Origin of the sequence: Paramesorhizobium endophyticum, from assembly GCF_014640615.1 — a bacterium.
GTDB lineage: Bacteria > Pseudomonadota > Alphaproteobacteria > Rhizobiales > Rhizobiaceae > Paramesorhizobium > Paramesorhizobium endophyticum.
Map to the genome: position 1 here is coordinate 84,189 of NZ_BMHH01000010.1, position 16,664 is coordinate 100,852.

The 16,664-nt window shown below is 62.8% G+C and carries 14 protein-coding genes; all 14 read left to right on the forward strand.

The genetic code is table 11. The features are described from left to right. Positions 1-3: 3 nt before the first annotated feature. The 14 genes from ftsL to ftsA all read left to right on the forward strand — a co-directional run bounded on the left by ftsL (position 4) and on the right by ftsA (position 16,584). Positions 4-390: a cell division protein FtsL gene (ftsL, locus tag IEX53_RS13510; protein WP_188824701.1), complete on the forward strand. Its 387-nt coding sequence runs from the start codon at positions 4-6 to the stop codon at positions 388-390. Continuing rightward, positions 387-2,093 (forward strand): peptidoglycan D,D-transpeptidase FtsI family protein, encoded by a 1,707-nt coding sequence (locus tag IEX53_RS13515; protein WP_236016187.1) that lies wholly within the window; start codon positions 387-389, stop codon positions 2,091-2,093. Before ftsL ends, IEX53_RS13515 begins: the two co-directional genes overlap by 4 nt. A gap of 55 nt (positions 2,094-2,148) precedes the next feature. Next, positions 2,149-3,603, forward strand: a complete 1,455-nt coding sequence (locus IEX53_RS13520) for a UDP-N-acetylmuramoyl-L-alanyl-D-glutamate--2,6-diaminopimelate ligase (protein ID WP_188824702.1) — start codon at positions 2,149-2,151, stop codon at positions 3,601-3,603. Beyond that, positions 3,600-5,033 carry a UDP-N-acetylmuramoylalanyl-D-glutamyl-2,6-diaminopimelate--D-alanyl-D-alanine ligase gene (locus IEX53_RS13525; protein ID WP_188824703.1) on the forward strand — a complete coding sequence of 478 codons (1,434 nt, stop codon included), beginning with the start codon at positions 3,600-3,602 and terminating at the stop codon, positions 5,031-5,033. The genes IEX53_RS13520 and IEX53_RS13525 overlap by 4 nt, the downstream gene beginning before the upstream one ends. Positions 5,034-5,394: 361 nt before the next feature. Then, positions 5,395-6,477, forward strand: a complete 1,083-nt coding sequence (gene mraY / locus IEX53_RS13530; protein ID WP_188824704.1) for a phospho-N-acetylmuramoyl-pentapeptide-transferase — start codon at positions 5,395-5,397, stop codon at positions 6,475-6,477. 4 nt (positions 6,478-6,481) lie between these two features. Continuing rightward, positions 6,482-7,867 (forward strand): UDP-N-acetylmuramoyl-L-alanine--D-glutamate ligase, encoded by a 1,386-nt coding sequence (gene murD / locus IEX53_RS13535; protein WP_188824705.1) that lies wholly within the window; start codon positions 6,482-6,484, stop codon positions 7,865-7,867. Positions 7,868-8,104: 237 nt separating this feature from the next. Beyond that, the gene (ftsW, locus tag IEX53_RS13540; RefSeq protein ID WP_188824706.1) at positions 8,105-9,268 is read left to right on the forward strand and encodes a putative lipid II flippase FtsW; all 1,164 of its coding nucleotides are present in this window, start codon (positions 8,105-8,107) and stop codon (positions 9,266-9,268) included. 3 nt (positions 9,269-9,271) lie between these two features. Then, positions 9,272-10,399 carry an undecaprenyldiphospho-muramoylpentapeptide beta-N-acetylglucosaminyltransferase gene (gene murG, locus IEX53_RS13545; protein ID WP_188824707.1) on the forward strand — a complete coding sequence of 376 codons (1,128 nt, stop codon included), beginning with the start codon at positions 9,272-9,274 and terminating at the stop codon, positions 10,397-10,399. Continuing rightward, the gene (murC, locus tag IEX53_RS13550; protein ID WP_188824708.1) at positions 10,396-11,802 is read left to right on the forward strand and encodes a UDP-N-acetylmuramate--L-alanine ligase; all 1,407 of its coding nucleotides are present in this window, start codon (positions 10,396-10,398) and stop codon (positions 11,800-11,802) included. The genes murG and murC overlap by 4 nt, the downstream gene beginning before the upstream one ends. Beyond that, positions 11,802-12,797, forward strand: coding sequence for a UDP-N-acetylmuramate dehydrogenase (gene murB / locus IEX53_RS13555; protein WP_188824709.1), 996 nt, complete (start codon positions 11,802-11,804; stop codon positions 12,795-12,797). Before murC ends, murB begins: the two co-directional genes overlap by 1 nt. Beyond that, complete coding sequence (locus IEX53_RS13560) at positions 12,760-13,122, forward strand: hypothetical protein (RefSeq protein WP_188824710.1); 363 nt, start codon at positions 12,760-12,762, stop codon at positions 13,120-13,122. Before murB ends, IEX53_RS13560 begins: the two co-directional genes overlap by 38 nt. Positions 13,123-13,421: 299 nt before the next feature. Then, positions 13,422-14,348, forward strand: coding sequence for a D-alanine--D-alanine ligase (locus IEX53_RS13565; protein ID WP_188824711.1), 927 nt, complete (start codon positions 13,422-13,424; stop codon positions 14,346-14,348). After that, positions 14,336-15,265 carry a cell division protein FtsQ/DivIB gene (locus IEX53_RS13570; protein WP_188824712.1) on the forward strand — a complete coding sequence of 310 codons (930 nt, stop codon included), beginning with the start codon at positions 14,336-14,338 and terminating at the stop codon, positions 15,263-15,265. The genes IEX53_RS13565 and IEX53_RS13570 overlap by 13 nt, the downstream gene beginning before the upstream one ends. Further along, positions 15,262-16,584, forward strand: coding sequence for a cell division protein FtsA (ftsA, locus tag IEX53_RS13575; protein WP_188824713.1), 1,323 nt, complete (start codon positions 15,262-15,264; stop codon positions 16,582-16,584). Before IEX53_RS13570 ends, ftsA begins: the two co-directional genes overlap by 4 nt. The last annotated feature ends 80 nt before the right edge of the window (positions 16,585-16,664 follow it).

The following is a 16,664-nucleotide window of genomic DNA, read 5'->3' on the forward strand; positions in this document are numbered from 1 at the left end:
CCAGTGCTGCGTACCTTCGATATCATCCTGATCACGATCATGCTGGCGGCGGCGACCGTGACCTACAAGATCAAATATGACGCGGAAAAGCGGATGGCGGATATTCGTACGCTCCAGCGCAAGATCGATTCCGAGAAAGACACCATCACGCTGCTCAAGGCGGACTGGAGCCTGCTTACCCAGCCGAACCGCTTGCAGAAGCTTTCCGAAATCTACCATTCGGAGCTCAATCTCGCGCCGATCGATCCCCGGCAGATCGTCAGCATCGACGAGGTGCCCGAGCGCGCGCCTGATGATATCGAGAACATCATCTCCTCCAGCGACGAGCTTCTGGCGGCCATCAACAAGACCGACAGCATGAAAACCGGCAGCGTGGAGCAGGGCCAGTGAACGCTCCCACTCCCAAGCCGATCGCCTTCGAAGGGGTGCGCAAGAAAAACGGCAACCGCGCCCGCAACCGCCTGATCATGGCGATGAGCTGCTTCATCGGCATTTACGCCGTCATCGGCGGGCGGCTCGTCTATTATGGTATTCAGGACGACGAGAATGGCTCCTCGGGGCCTGCAGTGCAGAACCTCGCCTCGCGGCCCGACATCGTGGACCGCAATGGCGAGGTGCTGGCGACCGATATCAAGACCTTCTCGCTCTATGCCGAGCCGAAGCGCATCGTCGATCCTGACGAGACCATCGAGATGCTCTCCACGGTGCTGCCCGATCTCGACTGGGAATCGACCTATAAGAAATTGAAGAGCGGCGCGGGCTTCGTCTGGGTCAAGCGCGGGCTGACGCCCAGGCAGCAGAGCCAGATCATGGCGCTGGGGCTTCCCGGCGTCGGCTTCCGCACGGAAAAAATGCGCTTCTATCCGGGTGGCCCGACCGCCTCGCACATTCTCGGCCTTGTCAATATCGACAATCAGGGCATTGCGGGGATGGAGAAATATATCGACAGCCAGGGGCTGACGGATTTGCAAACGACGGGCCTTGCGGCGCAGGAGTCGCTGGAGCCGGTCAAGCTGTCCATCGACCTGCGGGTGCAGCATATCGTGCGCGACGAACTCGTCCAGGCGATGCAGCGCTATCGCGCCATCGCGGCGGGCGCGGTGGTGCTGAACGTCAAGACCGGCGAGGTGCTGGCGATGGGGTCGGTGCCCGACTTCGACCCGAACAACCCGGTCAACGCGCTCGACAAGGACCATCTGAACCGCATGTCGGCGGGCACCTATGAGATGGGCTCGACGATCAAGAGCTTCACCACCGCCATGGCGCTGAACGATGGCGGGGCGACACTGAACACGGTGTTCGACGCGTCGAAGCCGCTCCGGTTCGGGCGGCAGATGATCCGCGATTTCCACGGCAAGGGTCGCCCGCTGACGCTGACGGAAGTGTTCCTCTATTCGTCCAACATCGGCTCCGGCCATGAGGCGCAGCTGGTGGGGGTGGACGGGCATCGCGCTTTCCTGAAGCGCATGGGCCTGCTCGACCGCATGGAGACGGAACTGCCCGAAATCGCCCGTCCCGTGGAGCCGAAAGTGTGGAAGAAGGTCCATTCCATGACCATCTCCTTCGGCCACGGCATGATGACGACGCCCTTGCAGGTGGCGGTGGGGGCGGCGGCGCTGATGAATGGCGGCAAGCTCATCCAGCCCACTTTCCTGCCGCGCAGCGAAGACCAGGCCAACGCACTGGCCAAGCAGGTGATCAATCCGAAGACCAGCAACGACATGCGCTATCTCTATCGCCTCAACGCGACGGCGCCGGGCGGCTCGGGCAAGCGGGCGACGGTGCCGGGCTATCGCGTGGGCGGCAAGACAGGCACGGCGGAAAAGGTCGTGGGCGGGCGCTACGCCAAGGATGTGCGCTTCAACGCCTTCCTCGCCGCCTTTCCGATGGACGACCCGACCTATATCGTGCTGACGATCATCGACGAGCCGAAACCGGAGCCGGGCAAGGCCACCGCCACCGCCGGTCTCAACGCAGCGCCGATGGTCTCCAACATTATTCGCCGTTCCGCCTCATTTTTGGGGGTAAAGCCCGATTTCAGCCAAGAAGGCGCGCCCATGCTGGTTTCATACGACCTTAACGCCGACGACTGATTCGCGGCGCGCATAGCCTATAGACAGCCCGTAGAGAAAAATGTCTGGACTCCAAATGAAATTGAAGGAAATCGCCGATCTTTCCAGCGTTCCCGATAAGGCAATCGGAGAATTGGACATCGCCGGGCTTACGTCGGATTCACGCAATGCGCGCGAGGGCTATCTCTTCGCCGCGCTGAAGGGCGTGAAGGCGGATGGCGGCAGGTTTGCCGCCGACGCCGTTTCGCGTGGCGCGGTCGCTGTCATCGCCGGGCCGGATGCGGAGCTGGGCTCGCCGAATGTGCCGGTCATCCGAGTGGAAGACCCGCGCCGGACCCTTGCGCTCGCTGCTGCGGCATTCCACGGCAAGCAGCCGGAAATCATGGTCGCGGTGACAGGCACGAGCGGCAAGACGTCCGTTGCCTCGTTCACGCGGCAAGTCTGGGCGGATGCAGGCTTCCCGGCAGCCAATATCGGCACGACCGGCGTGTTCTCGCCGACGCGCAGCGATTACGGCTCGCTGACGACACCGGACCCGGTGGAACTGCACCGCGTCCTGCGCGAGCTTGCCGAAGAGGGCGTTACTCACGCGGCGATGGAAGCCTCCTCGCACGGGCTCGATCAGCGCCGTCTCGACGGGGTGAAGTTGGCGGCGGGCGCGTTCACCAATCTCGGGCGCGACCATATGGATTACCATCCGACCGTCGATGATTATCTCGCCGCCAAGATGCGGCTGTTCGATACGCTGCTGCCGAAGGGCGCTCCGGCGATCATCTTCGCCGATGACGAGTTCTCGCAGCGCGCCATCGAAGTGGCGAAGGCGGCGGGCAATGAGGTGCTGACCGTCGGGCGCAAGGGCACGTTCATCGTACTGAAGCGCGTGGAGCACGAGCGCTTCCGGCAGCATGCGGAAGTTCGGATCGGCGATGAGATCCATGAAATCAGCCTGCCGCTGGCGGGCGATTTCCAGGTGGCCAATGCGCTGGTCGCGGCGGGGCTGGCGATTGCCACGGGCGTTCCGGCGGCGGCGGCGATGCGGGCGCTGGAGCGGCTGAAAGGCGCGCCGGGCCGTCTCGATCTCGTCGGGGCGACCGAGGATGGCGCGCCCGCCTATGTCGATTACGCACATAAGCCGGACGCGCTGGAAAATGTGCTCACCTCCGTGCGTCCCTTTACAACAGGCCGCGTCATCGTCGTCTTCGGCTGCGGCGGCGACCGCGACACGGGCAAGCGCCCGATGATGGGCGAAATCGCGACGCGCCTTGCCGATGTGGTCATCGTCACCGACGACAATCCGCGCTCGGAAGTGCCCGCAAGCATCCGCGCGCAGATTCTGGCGGCGGCGCCGAGAGCCACCGAGATCGGCGACCGGCGCGAGGCAATCCGCACGGCAGTCAACATGATGCAATCGGGCGACACGCTCATCGTCGCGGGCAAGGGGCATGAGGAAGGCCAAACCATCGGCGGGGTGACGCATCCCTTCTCCGACCACGCCGAAGTGGCCGCTGCGCTCAAGGAACGGTTGAAATGAACTGGCTATGGACATCCGCCGATATGGTGGAAGCGATGGGCGGCAGGCCGTTCGGCACGCTGCCGGAAGGCATAAACGGCATTTCCATCGATACGCGTACGTTGAAGCCGGGCGATGCCTTCTTCGCAATTAAGGGCGAGCAATTCGACGGCCATGATTTCGCTTCCATCGCCATGGCGGCAGGCGCGGGACTGATCGTGGTGGCGGAGGCGAAGCTCCCGGCGCTCGGCAAATTGCATGTGCCGATGATCGTGGTCGAGGACGTGCTGGAGAGCCTGGCGCGGCTCGGCATCGCCTCGCGGGCGCGCTCGAAGGCGAAGATCATCGCCGTGACGGGTTCTGTCGGCAAGACGACGACCAAGGAAGCGCTGCGGCATGTGCTATCCGAGGCCGGGAAGGTCCATGCCTCGATCGCCTCGTTCAACAATCATTGGGGCGTGCCGCTGACGCTGGCGCGGATGCCTGACGATACCGAATTTGGTGTGTTCGAGATCGGCATGAACCATGCCAATGAAATCCGTCCGCTGGTGAAGATGGTGCGCCCGCATGTGGCTGTTATCACGCTGATCGCGCCCGCCCATCTCGGCCATTTCAAGGACATGAACGAAATCGCGGCGGCCAAGGCGGAAATCTTCGAAGGCGTTGAGCCGGACGGCTATGCGCTGCTCAACCGCGACGACGAGCGTTTCGGCCTGTTGAAGGAACTGGCGGAAAAGGCCGGCGTCCCGCATGTCCACACCTTCGGCGAGAGCGAGGGGGCCGATTATCGCGCGGAGAAGGTGAAGCTTCTGCCCAATTGCTCCTGCCTGACGGCATCCCTGGCCGGACAGGAAGCGGTGGTGAAGATCGGCGCGCCGGGACGGCATATCGTGTGGAACGCGCTCGCGACGCTCGGCGCCGCGCATCTGGTGGGCGCGGATGTGGCCAAGGTGGCTATGGCGCTCGCCACGCTCAGGGCCGAGGAAGGCCGCGGGGCGCGCTATCGCCTGCGCCATCCGCAAGGCGACATCACGCTGATCGACGAAAGCTACAACGCCAATCCGACTTCGATGCGGGCGGCGCTCGATCTGTTGAAATCCGCCCAGCCGGAAGGCGAGGGGCGGCGCATCGCCGTTCTCGGCGATATGCTGGAGCTGGGCGAGCATTCGGCGCAGCTGCACCGCGACCTGGTAAAGCCGATCAAGGAGGCGGGTGTCGACGTACTTTTTATCGGCGGGCCGGAGATGTCTGTGCTTCCCGATGCGTTGCCGGTTGAAATTCACACAGAATACAGGCAGAGCGTCGAGGAGTTGCAGCCGCTGGTGATCAAGGCGCTCCGCCCGGGCGATGCCGTCATGGTGAAATCGTCGAAAGGGATCGGATTCTCCCGGATCGTCAAGGCGTTGCTCGACAAGTACCCGCCTGCCGACTCCATGGAAGCGGCTGAGTAGCCCGCAGCTCCAGAGCGGGATGTAGAAACAGTTTCGTGCGTCCTGTTCTTGAACTCGGTTCTAAAAAACGGATTCTTATTTTGATGGAAGTGCCAGGCACCCCCCTCTGCCCTGCCGGGCATCTCCCCCACAAGGGGGGAGATTGGCTGACACGGTCCGCTTCCCTCATTCTTCAAGGTTCGCGTTTGGTGCCAAGAGTTGATGAAGGCCTAATCTCCCCCCTTGTGGGGGAGATGCCCGGCAGGGCAGAGGGGGGTGGCTTTCGCCAGCGTTTCCAAGTGAAAATGAAAAATTCCAGCCGAATGATCTCCCCCGGAAGCCGGCAACTTTTCGGGGGTTTGCTAGGGGGATCGCAATCCTTATGCTGACGTTTCTGACCCAATTTTCCGATTATGTGCCCGGGTTCAACGTGTTCCGATACATCACGTTTCGCACCGGCGGGGCACTGATCACGTCGGCGCTGCTGGTCTTCCTGTTCGGACCCATGATCATCAACTCGTTGCGCATCCGGCAGGGCAAGGGCCAGCCGATCCGCGCCGACGGCCCGCAGACCCATTTCAAGAAGGCGGGGACGCCGACGATGGGCGGGCTGATGATCATGTTCGGCATTCTCACTTCGTCCTTCCTCTGGGCGAATTTAACGAGCGTTTATGTCTGGGTGGCGTTGCTCGTCTCGGTCGGCTTCGGCGCGATCGGCTTCTACGACGACTACCTCAAAGTCACCAAGCAGTCGGACAAGGGCTTTTCCGGCAAGGCGCGGCTCGGCATCGAATTCATCATCGCGGCCATCGCCGGGTGGTTCATCATGCATGCCGGGCAGGAGCCATTCTCCTCGTCGCTGACCTTTCCGTTCATGAAACAGCTCGTCATCAATCTCGGCTTGTTCTTCATTCCCGTCGCCGCCTTCGTCATGGTCGGCGCGGGCAATGCGGTCAATCTGACCGATGGCCTCGACGGGCTGGCCATCGTGCCTGTCATGGTGGCCGCCGCCTCCTTCGGCTTCATCGCCTATCTCTCGGGCAATGCGATCTTCGCGGATTATCTGCAGATCCATTTCGTCCCCGGCACGGGCGAGCTTGCCGTGGTTCTGGGCGCGGTGATCGGCGCCAGCCTGGGCTTTCTCTGGTTCAACGCCCCGCCCGCCGCAATCTTCATGGGCGACACCGGTTCTCTGGCGCTGGGCGGCTTGCTCGGCGCTGTGGCTGTCGCAACCAAGCATGAGATCGTGCTTGCCATTATTGGCGGCCTGTTCGTGGTCGAGGCACTGTCTGTCATCATCCAGGTCGGCTGGTTCAAGCGTACGGGCCGTCGCGTATTCCTGATGGCGCCGATCCATCACCATTTCGAAAAGAAGGGCTGGACCGAGAGCCAGGTGGTGATCCGTTTCTGGATTGTCTCGATCATCCTCGCCCTCATCGGCCTGTCTACATTGAAGCTGAGATAAACGCATGATCCCCGCCCATTCCTTCAAGGACAAATCGGTTGCGCTGTTCGGGCTCGGCGGCTCCGGCATCGCCACGGCGCGGGCCATCCAGGAGGGCGGGGCCCTTGTGCTGGCATGGGATGACAATCCGGCGAGCGTGGAACGGGCCAATGGGGCGGGCATCCCGACAGGCGATCTGAGGCAGGCGGACTGGAAGGGGTTTTCCTCCTTCGTGCTTTCGCCAGGCGTGCCGCTCACTCATCCGCGTCCGCACTGGAGCGTGGATCTGGCGCGGGCGGCTGGGGTGGAGATCATCGGCGACATCGAACTCTTCGTCCGCGAGCGGAATCGGACCGCGCCGGATTGCCCGTTCATCGCCATCACCGGCACCAATGGCAAATCGACCACCACGGCGCTCATCGCGCATATCGTCAGGGCGTCGGGCCGGGACGTGCAGCTTGGCGGTAATATCGGCACGGCTGTTATGACGCTGGAGGCGCCGTCCGACGAGCGGCACTATGTGGTGGAATGCTCCTCATACCAGATCGACCTTGCGCCCTCGATCAACCCGACTGCCGGTATCCTTTTGAACCTCACGCCTGACCATCTCGACCGGCACGGCACCATGCAGCATTACGCCGATATCAAGGAGCGGCTCGTGGCCGGGAGCGGCACGGCCATTGTCGGCGTCGATGACAGCTATTGTGCCCAAATTGCCGACCGGCTGGAGCGGACGGGGAAGACGGTCATCCGCATTTCCAAGCGCCAGCCCTTGGCCGATGGGCTTTATGCCGACGGAGCGCGGCTGATGCGGGTGAGCGGGGGCAGGGTGGAGGAAATTGCCTCGCTCGAGGGCATCGGCTCCCTGCGCGGCGAGCACAATGCACAAAATGCACTGGCGGCGGTGGCGGCGTGTCTCACGGCGGGTCTCGATATCGCGGAAATCCGCGCCGGGCTTCAATCCTTTCCCGGCCTCGCGCACCGCATGGAGCAGGTGGCTCGCTTAAGCAAGGTGCTGTTCGTCAACGATTCCAAGGCGACCAATGCGGACGCCGCCGCACCCGCGCTGTCGTCTTTCCCGCGCATTTACTGGATCGCGGGCGGGTTGCCGAAGGAAGGCGGCATCGCGTCGCTCTCCGGCTTCTTCCCGCGTATCGCCAAGGCCTATCTTATCGGCGAAGCCGCCCCGCAATTTGCCGCGACTCTGGGCGAAGCGGTTTCTTACGAAATTTCCGGCACGATTGCTGCGGCGGTGGAGCATGCGGCGCGCGACGCGGGGCAGGATGAGGCGGCCGAGCCTGTGGTGCTGCTATCGCCTGCGTGTGCGAGCTTCGACCAGTTCCAGAATTTCGAGAAACGAGGCGAGGCGTTCCGGGAAGCGGTGATGGAATTGGGAGCGGTGCGGGTTTGAGATGACGACTTTATATTCCCACGCTTGGCGCAACACCCCCCTCTGCCCTGCCGGGCATCTCCCCCACAAGGGGGGAGATCGGCTGGCATCATCCACGGCGCTCATCCTGCAACATCCGCGATTGGTGCAGAGCGTTTCTGAAAGCGTAATCTCCCCCCTTGTGGGGGAGATGCCCGGCAGGGCAGAGGGGAGGACTGTCCCGCAGACGCTTCCGTCCGAGAGTAAAGGAGCCCACCCATGGTAAGCCGCGTCGACCGGGGGCCTGTCGCGAATTGGTGGTGGACGATTGATCGCTTTTTCCTGGCCGCCTGCCTGGCGCTGATGGGGCTGGGCATACTGCTTTCCTTTGCCGCCAGCCCGGCGGTGGCGGAACGCATTGGGCTCTCCAGCTTCCATTTCGTCGAGCGGCAGATCGTGTTCATGATCCCGGCTCTGGTGGTGATGATCGCGATTTCCTTCATGGGGCAGCGGGATATCAGGCGCTTTGCGCTGATCCTGCTGGGCGTGTCGCTGCTCATGATGGTCGCCGCGCTGCTCTTCGGCGTCGAGGTCAAGGGCTCGCGGCGGTGGATTTCGTTTGTGGGCATATCGATCCAGCCCTCTGAGTTCATGAAGCCCGCCTTTGTCGTCATCTGCGCGTGGCTTTTCGCGGAGCATGAGCGGCGGCCGGATATTCCCGGCAATCTCTTCGCCATGCTGCTTTTTGCACTTGTCGCGGCGCTGCTTGTTGCCCAGCCGGACCTGGGCCAGACCATGCTGACGGCGGCGACGTGGGGGGCGATGTTCTTCATGGCGGGGATGCCGTGGTTCTGGATCGTCGTGCTCGGGGCAGGGGCGATTGCCGGCGGGTTCGGCGCCTACACTTTCTTCCCGCACGTCGCGGGCCGTATCGACCGCTTCCTGACCGGAGAGGGCGATACGTTTCAGGTGGATGCGGGACGCGAGGCAATCGTGCGCGGCGGCTGGTTCGGGCAGGGGCCGGGCGAGGGGACGATCAAGCGCATCATCCCGGACAGCCATACGGACTTCATCTTTTCGGTGGCGGCGGAGGAATATGGCATTATCCTCTGCCTGCTGATCATGCTGCTCTTCGCCTTCATCGTGGTGCGCGGCCTCACGATTGCGCTAAAAGAACGCGACGAGTTCACCCGTCTGGCGGTGTCCGGCATCGTCATCCTGTTCGGCTTCCAGTCGATCATCAACATGGCGGTGAACCTTCACTTGATGCCGGCCAAGGGCATGACGCTGCCCTTCATCTCCTATGGCGGCTCGTCGCTTATCGCGGTGGCGATCACCATGGGCATTCTGCTGGCACTGACGCGGCGCCGACCCGAGGCGCGCATGTCCGCCTCGCTCGATTTCGGTTCCGGCGGCCGTCAGCTTCCCCTGATCGGAGGGTAACAGATGTCGAAGGGGGCCATCGTTCTATGCGCCGGGGGAACCGGCGGTCATCTTTTCCCCGCCGAGGCGCTGGCGCATGAACTGACCGCGCGGGGGTGGGAGGTGCATCTTGCCACCGACACGCGGGCGCAGCGCTTTGCCGGGAGCTTTCCCGCCAAGTCGCTGCACGTTATCCGCTCCGCGACCATTTCCGGGCGCAATCCGATTGCGATTGCCCGGACCATGTGGCGGCTCTGGCAGGGCAATCTCGACGCCCGCAAACTCTTCCGCGATTTGAAGCCGAAGCTCGTCGCCGGGTTTGGCGGCTACCCGACCCTGCCGCCCCTCTATGCGGCCACGCGCATGGGAATTCCTACCCTCATCCATGAGCAGAACGCGGTGATGGGGCGGGCAAACAGGGGGTTAGCCCCCCGTGTGGACGCCATTGCTGGGGGCTTTCTGCCCGAGAGGGGGGAGAGTTTTGCGGCAAAGACCGTGCAAACGGGCAACCCGGTGCGCCCTGCGGTACTGGCCGAGACCGATAAACCGTACCATCAGGCACGCCCGGGTGAACCGTTTCAGCTCCTCGTGTTCGGCGGCAGTCAGGGGGCAGGCTTCTTCTCGTCAGCCATTCCGGCAGCGATCAAGCTTTTGCCCGAGGAGGTCAGGTCGCGGCTGCAAGTGACGCAGCAGGCTCGGGCCGACGACGAGGCGCAAGTAAAAGCCACCTATCGGGAAATGGGCATGGCGGCGGAGGTCGCGCCGTTCTTCACCAACATGCCCGCGCGCATCGCCAAGGCGCATTTCGTCATCTCTCGTTCCGGCGCGTCCACTGTCTCGGAAATCGCGGCAATCGGGCGGCCCGCCGTGCTGGTGCCGTTTCCACATGCGCTCGATCATGACCAGGCGGCTAATGCGGCGGCGCTGGAAGCGGCGGGCGGGGCGCAGGTCATTCGCCAGCAGGAGCTTACCCCGGAGCGGCTGGCGCAGATCATCACCGATGCGATGAACGAGCCGGAGCGGCTGGCGGCGATGGCAAATGCGGCGCGCAGTGTGGGCCGACCGGACGCCACGCAGTTGCTCGCCGATCTGGCAGAGGCTATTGCAGCGGGCAGAACCATCAAGGAATTCAAGGAAGGAACCCGGCCATGAAGATGCCGCTGAACATCGGGCTCGTGCATTTCGTCGGCATAGGCGGCATTGGCATGAGCGGCATTGCCGAGGCGCTGCATAATCTGGGCTACCGGGTGCAGGGCTCGGACCAGTCGGACGGCGCCAATGTCCAGCGCCTGCGCGACAAGGGTATTGCGGTGTTCGTCGGTCATAATGCCGAGAATCTGGGCGACGCCGAAGTGGTCGTCGTCTCGACGGCGATCAAGAAGAACAACCCTGAACTGGTCGCCGCGCGCGAGAAGCTGCTGCCGGTGGTTCGCCGCGCCGAGATGCTGGCCGAGCTGATGCGCTTCCGCCAGGCGGTCGCCATCGGCGGCACCCATGGCAAGACCACCACCACCTCGATGGTGGCGGCGCTGCTCGAAGCCGGCAATCTCGACCCGACCGTCATCAATGGGGGCATCATCAACGCCTATGGCACCAATGCGCGCATGGGCGCGGGCGACTGGATGGTGGTCGAGGCGGACGAGAGCGACGGCACCTTCCTGAAACTGCCCGCCGATATCGCCGTTGTCACCAATATCGACCCTGAGCATCTCGACCATTACGGCTCGTTCGACAATGTGCGTGAGGCGTTCCGCCAGTTTGTGGAAAATGTACCGTTTTACGGCTTCGGCGTGATGTGCCTCGACCATCCGGAAGTGCAGGCGCTGGTCAGCCGAATCGAGGACCGCCGCGTCATCACCTATGGCGAGAACCCGCAGGCGGATGTGCGTTTCACGAACCACGCCTATAAGGGCGCTTCGTCCACCTTCGACGTGGTGATCCGCTCGCGCAAGAACGACGAGCTCATCGAAATCACCGGCCTGACCCTTCCGATGCCGGGGCGGCACAATGTCTCCAACGCCACCGCGGCGGTTGCCGTGGCGCATGAGCTTGGCATTTCCGCCGACGACATCCGCAAGGGGCTTTCGTCTTTCGGCGGGGTGAAAAGGCGTTTCACCCATACGGGCACATGGAATGGCGTCGAGATTTTCGACGATTACGGGCACCATCCAGTGGAGATCAAGGCGGTGCTGAGAGCCGCGCGCGAGGCGACGCAGGGCCGCGTCATCGCCATCGTCCAGCCGCACCGCTACAGCCGCCTGGCGAGCCTGTTCGACGATTTCGCCTCCTGCTTCAACGATGCGGATGTCGTCGCCATCGCGCCGGTCTATGCAGCGGGCGAGGAACCGATCGAGGGCATCGATTCCGAAGCGCTGGTCAGCCGCATCAAGACGGCGGGTCATCGCGATGCGCGGTATTTGACGGGCGCAGACGCGCTGGCGCCGCTGGTGGCTTCGACTGCCGGTTCAGGCGATTTCGTCGTGTGTCTGGGCGCGGGGAATATCACGCAATGGGCGTATGCGCTGCCGAAGGAATTGTCGGGAGGAGCGAAATAATGGATGGCGCGGCGCTGATAGCGAAGCTGGGCGACAGGCTTTCCGGGCTGCGGGGCCGAATCACGCCCAATGCGGAGATGGACAAGATCACTTGGTTCCGCGCCGGCGGGCTGGCGGAAGTGCTGTTCCAGCCGGCGGATGAGGAGGATCTGGCGGCGTTTCTGAAAGCCGTGCCGGAGGAAATCCCCGTCATGGTCGTCGGTATCGGCTCCAATCTGTTGGTGCGTGACGGGGGCATTCCGGGCTTCGTGGTGCGGCTTTCGGCCAAGGGGTTCGGCGAGATCGAGCGTGTTTCCGAGACGCAGCTTCGTGCCGGCACGGCGACGCCCGACAAGCGGCTGGCGGCGGCGGCGCTCGAGGCTGGGATTGCGGGCTTCCACTTTTACCACGGCATACCCGGCGGCATCGGCGGCGCGCTGCGCATGAATGCGGGCGCGAACGGCGTCGAGACGCGCGAGCGCGTGGTCGAGGTGAGAGCGCTCGACCGTAAGGGCGACCTGCACATTCTCTCCAATGCCGATATGGGCTATGCCTATCGCCACTCATCCGCGTCGCCGGAATTGATCTTCACCTCTGCGCTGTTCGAGGGGATGCCGGGCGCGCACGACGAAATCCGCGCCGCGATGGACGCCGTGCAGCATCATCGCGAGACGGTGCAGCCGATCCGCGAAAAGACGGGCGGCTCGACCTTCAAGAATCCCGAGGGCACCTCGGCCTGGAAGGAGATCGACAAGGCCGGCTGCAGAGGGAAGAGGGTCGGCGGGGCGCAGATGTCGGAGATGCATTGTAATTTCATGATCAACACCGGCAATGCGACCGGACACGATCTGGAAACGCTGGGCGAGACGGTGCGGGCGCGCGTGCTGGAGAATTCGGGCATAAGGCTGCACTGGGAGATCAAGCGTATAGGCTTATTCGAAGCGGGAAAAGACGTGCCGGAATTTCCGGGGGGAAATTATGGTGACCAGGAAGGCAACAGTTCAACGGACAGATGAAGCAGCCGCCTTGAAAACGGGCGGCGGCGATGGCACATTTGATGGCATGGAAGCACGTGTCGCCAAACTGGAAAGCCTCGCTGAGGGCACCCGCAATACGCTGGACAGCATGGGGCGGGAGCTTGTCCGTATCGAAGCGAAAATTGATTCGCTTGCGAGTACGGTAGAGAAGGTGGCAGATAAGGTGGACAGGCTTACGAGCGATGTTGCCGAACTCAAAGGCCGGGTTTCTCAAATGCCTACGATATTCCAGCTGTTGGGGATGGTATTCGCGATTATGGGTGCAACCTTTGCGTTCATCAGATTTGGGCTGGCCGGTCTTTAACCCGCTTCATTACCCTAATTTGTTCCGGTAGCTTCCTGTCGTGAAGGGTGTTGGCTGGCCCTGACATGCGGCTCCGTGGGGAAATAGCCGCTGGGGCTTTTTGAGTCGACTGGATCCCAATCCTCTCCTTTTGACGAAGGGGGTTGCCACGGAATCAACTCTCTGATTCTTATAGGACAAGCGTTAACTGATTTGAGTCGGCGGATTATTCGTCTGTCTACGGCCTCGTCGTGGGGGTTGTGGGACGCTATCAGTATTGCGTTGATTCCAGGTATCCAGAACGCAGAGGGGTTTCTTGCATGGCGAAAAAGCATGTCGCAATGTTGATGGGGGGATTCTCATCGGAGCGCCCGGTGAGCCTCTCGTCGGGTGCGGCGTGCGCCGAGGCTCTGGAGGCGGAGGGCTATCAGGTCACCCGGGTCGATGTCGGTAGCGATGTCGCGCATGTGCTGGCCGAGCTCAGGCCGGATGTCGCGTTCAACGCGCTGCATGGTCCCTTGGGTGAGGACGGCTCGATCCAGGGTATCCTCGAATATCTGAAAATTCCCTATACGCATTCCGGCGTCATGGCTTCCGCGCTCGCCATGGACAAAGGGCGGGCGAAGATCGTCGCGGCCGCTGCCGGTGTCTCCGTCGCCGAATCAAAGGTGATGAACCGTTTCGATTTCACCTCCAGCCATCCGATGAAGCCGCCTTATGTGGTGAAGCCGGTGCGCGAGGGGTCGAGCTTTGGTGTGGTGATCGTCAAGGAGGATCAGTCGCATCCGCCGCAGATCATTACCTCGTCCGAGTGGAAATATGGCGATTTCGTCATGGTGGAGCGCTATATTGCCGGGCGCGAGCTTACCTGTGCTGTCATGGGGGATGTGGCGCTAGGTGTCTGCGAGATCATCCCGGTTGGCCATCAGTTCTACGATTACGATTCCAAATACGCTCCCGGCGCATCAAAACATGAATGCCCGGCGAAAATTTTACCGAAAATTTACCAAAAAATACAGACAATGGCGCTCAGGGCACATCAAGCGATTGGCTGTAAGGGCGTGAGCCGCTCCGACTTCCGTTATGACGACCGTTTTTCGGAGGATGGCGAACTTGTCTGGCTGGAGATCAATACCCAGCCCGGCATGACGCCCACATCGCTGGTGCCGGATATTGCCAAGGCCGCGGGGCATTCCTTCGGCGAATTGTTGAGTTGGATGGTGGAGGACGCATCGTGCCTGCGTTGAACGGTAGAGCCTACAGCGCCGATAGGGCGGCTGCGACGCGTCAGGCGTCGGCGGCCCAGGGTGCGTTCGTTCTGCCGAGATTCCTCCGCAAGCCGTTTCGTCTCGCCATGCGCCTCATCGAGGGCAATGTCACGGTGCCGCGCCATTTCGGTACGCTCGGCGCGCTGGGCTTCCTTGGCCTCACCGGGCTTTATGGCATGCAGCTCGGCGGTCATACGCCGGAAGTCGTCAAGGCGACCACGTCCACCTTGGGTTTCGCGATCGAGAAGGTCGATGTGGCGGGCAACCGCGAGACCTCCGAGATCGACGTGCTGGGTGCGCTGGCGCTCGACGGCGAAACCTCGCTGATCGGCATGAGCGCGGAAGAGGCGCGCGCGGCAATCGCGAGGCTGCCCTGGGTCGAGACCGTTGATGTGCGCAAGGTTTATCCCGGAACGGTCAATGTCTCCATCGCCGAGCGCAAGGCGTTTGCCATCTGGCAGCGCGACAAGGATCTCGCGCTGATCGACGATGCCGGCATGCCCATCGTTTCCTTTTCCGGCCGTCATGCGGATCTGCCGCTGGTCGTGGGCGAGGGGGCGGGCAGCACCGCCAAGGATTTCGTTGCCAAGGTTGCTTCCTATCCGCATCTGGCGGGCAAGGTGCGGGCCTATATCCGCATTGCTGATCGCCGCTGGGATCTCATGCTTGAGAACGGCGTCCGCGTGATGCTGCCGGAGCATGGGGCCGAGGCGACGCTGGCGGCTCTCGAAAAGCTCGACCAGGAAAAAGGATTGCTGTCCCGCGATATCCTTGCCGTGGATATGCGCATCGAGGACCGCGTGAGTGTCCGCCTCACGCCTGCAGCGATGGAGCGCCGCGAGCAGGTGCTTAAGGATCGCGACAAAGAGTTGGCCCGTGCGAGGAAACGCGTATGAGTATTCTTGGCGGAAAAAACACTTCCCAGGCCGGTTCTTCAGGGCGTCGCGTGCGCCTGCTGACCGTTCTGGATGTCGGCTCCAGCAAGGTTTCCTGCCTGATCGCGCGCTTGAAGCCGCGCGAGGAAAGCACGCTCCTGCCGGGGCGGACTCATCGCATGGAAGTGCTCGGGATCGGGCATCAGAAATCGCGCGGCGTAAAGTCCGGCGTTATCACCGATCTGGACGCCGCCGAGCAGTCCATCCGCCTGGCGGTGGATGCGGCGGAGCGCATGGCGGGGCTGACGGTCGAGTCGCTCATCGTCAACATTTCCGCCGGGCGGCTCAGGAGCGAGAAATTCAGCGCCAGCGTCAGCCTGGGCGGCCATGAGATCGACAAGGCGGATATCCGCCGCGTCCTGACCGCGGGCGCCAAGCAGGCCTTGGCCGCGGAACGCCATGTCGTTCATGCGCTGCCGGTGGGCTATACGCTCGACGGCGAGCGCGGCATTCGCGACCCGCTCGGAATGCTCGGCGATTCGCTCGGCGTGGACATGCATGTCCTGACCGCCGACAGCGTGCCGCTGCGCAATCTGGAGCTCTGCATCAACCGCTGCCACCTTTCGGTCGAGGCGATCGTCGCCACGCCCTATGCCAGCGGCCTGGCGGTTCTCGTCGATGACGAGGCGGAGATGGGCGCGGCCTGCATCGACATGGGCGGCGGCACAACGACGATCTCGGTTTTCTCCGAAGGCAAGTTCATCCATGCCGACGCCATCGCCATCGGCGGCAACCATGTGACCATGGATATCGCAAAGGCTTTTTCGGCGCGCATGGACGATGCGGAGCGGCTGAAGGTGATGTACGGCTCGGCGCTGTCCAGCTCGGCTGACGACCGCGACATGATCAGCGTTCCGCCCATCGGCGAGGACGACCACGATGTGCCGAACCAATATCCGCGCTCGGTGCTGAACCGGATCATCCGCGCGCGGGTCGAGGAGACGCTGGAACTGGTGCGCGACCGGCTCAACCAGTCGGGCCTCGGCCATATCGTCGGGAAGCGGGTGGTGCTGACGGGCGGCGCCTGCCAGCTTACCGGCATGTCCGAAGCGGCGCGGCGGATTCTCGCGCGTAATGTCAGGATCGGTCGTCCTCTGGGAATAGCGGGGCTTCCCGAGGCGGCGAAGGGGGCGGCTTTCGCGGCTACCATCGGGCTTTTGATCTATCCGCAGATCGCAGGCATCGATGAGCGCGCCGTGGCGGCCAATGCGGTGAACCGCATGACGGGAACGGGCGGGCGCATCCATCGCATGGGCCAATGGCTGAGAGAGAGCTTCTAACACCAGACAAGACAAAGACATCAGGGCAAAAACGAACTTGAAATTCAGCACCGCGGCGGCGAAGCGGTGGAAAGGCAAAA

What these genes read in the sequence shown, in the direction of transcription:
- IEX53_RS13560 (WP_188824710.1), top strand. Translation starts at nt 12,760, where the DNA reads ATGGTGACCAGGAAGGCAACAGTTCAACGGACAGATGAAGCAGCCGCC.
- IEX53_RS13565 (WP_188824711.1), top strand. Translation starts at nt 13,422, where the DNA reads ATGGCGAAAAAGCATGTCGCAATGTTGATGGGGGGATTCTCATCGGAG.
- murC (WP_188824708.1), top strand. Translation starts at nt 10,396, where the DNA reads ATGAAGATGCCGCTGAACATCGGGCTCGTGCATTTCGTCGGCATAGGC.
- murD (WP_188824705.1), top strand. Translation starts at nt 6,482, where the DNA reads ATGATCCCCGCCCATTCCTTCAAGGACAAATCGGTTGCGCTGTTCGGG.
- murG (WP_188824707.1), top strand. Translation starts at nt 9,272, where the DNA reads ATGTCGAAGGGGGCCATCGTTCTATGCGCCGGGGGAACCGGCGGTCAT.
- ftsW (WP_188824706.1), top strand. Translation starts at nt 8,105, where the DNA reads ATGGTAAGCCGCGTCGACCGGGGGCCTGTCGCGAATTGGTGGTGGACG.
- IEX53_RS13520 (WP_188824702.1), top strand. Translation starts at nt 2,149, where the DNA reads ATGAAATTGAAGGAAATCGCCGATCTTTCCAGCGTTCCCGATAAGGCA.
- mraY (WP_188824704.1), top strand. Translation starts at nt 5,395, where the DNA reads ATGCTGACGTTTCTGACCCAATTTTCCGATTATGTGCCCGGGTTCAAC.
- ftsA (WP_188824713.1), top strand. Translation starts at nt 15,262, where the DNA reads ATGAGTATTCTTGGCGGAAAAAACACTTCCCAGGCCGGTTCTTCAGGG.
- murB (WP_188824709.1), top strand. Translation starts at nt 11,802, where the DNA reads ATGGATGGCGCGGCGCTGATAGCGAAGCTGGGCGACAGGCTTTCCGGG.
- IEX53_RS13525 (WP_188824703.1), top strand. Translation starts at nt 3,600, where the DNA reads ATGAACTGGCTATGGACATCCGCCGATATGGTGGAAGCGATGGGCGGC.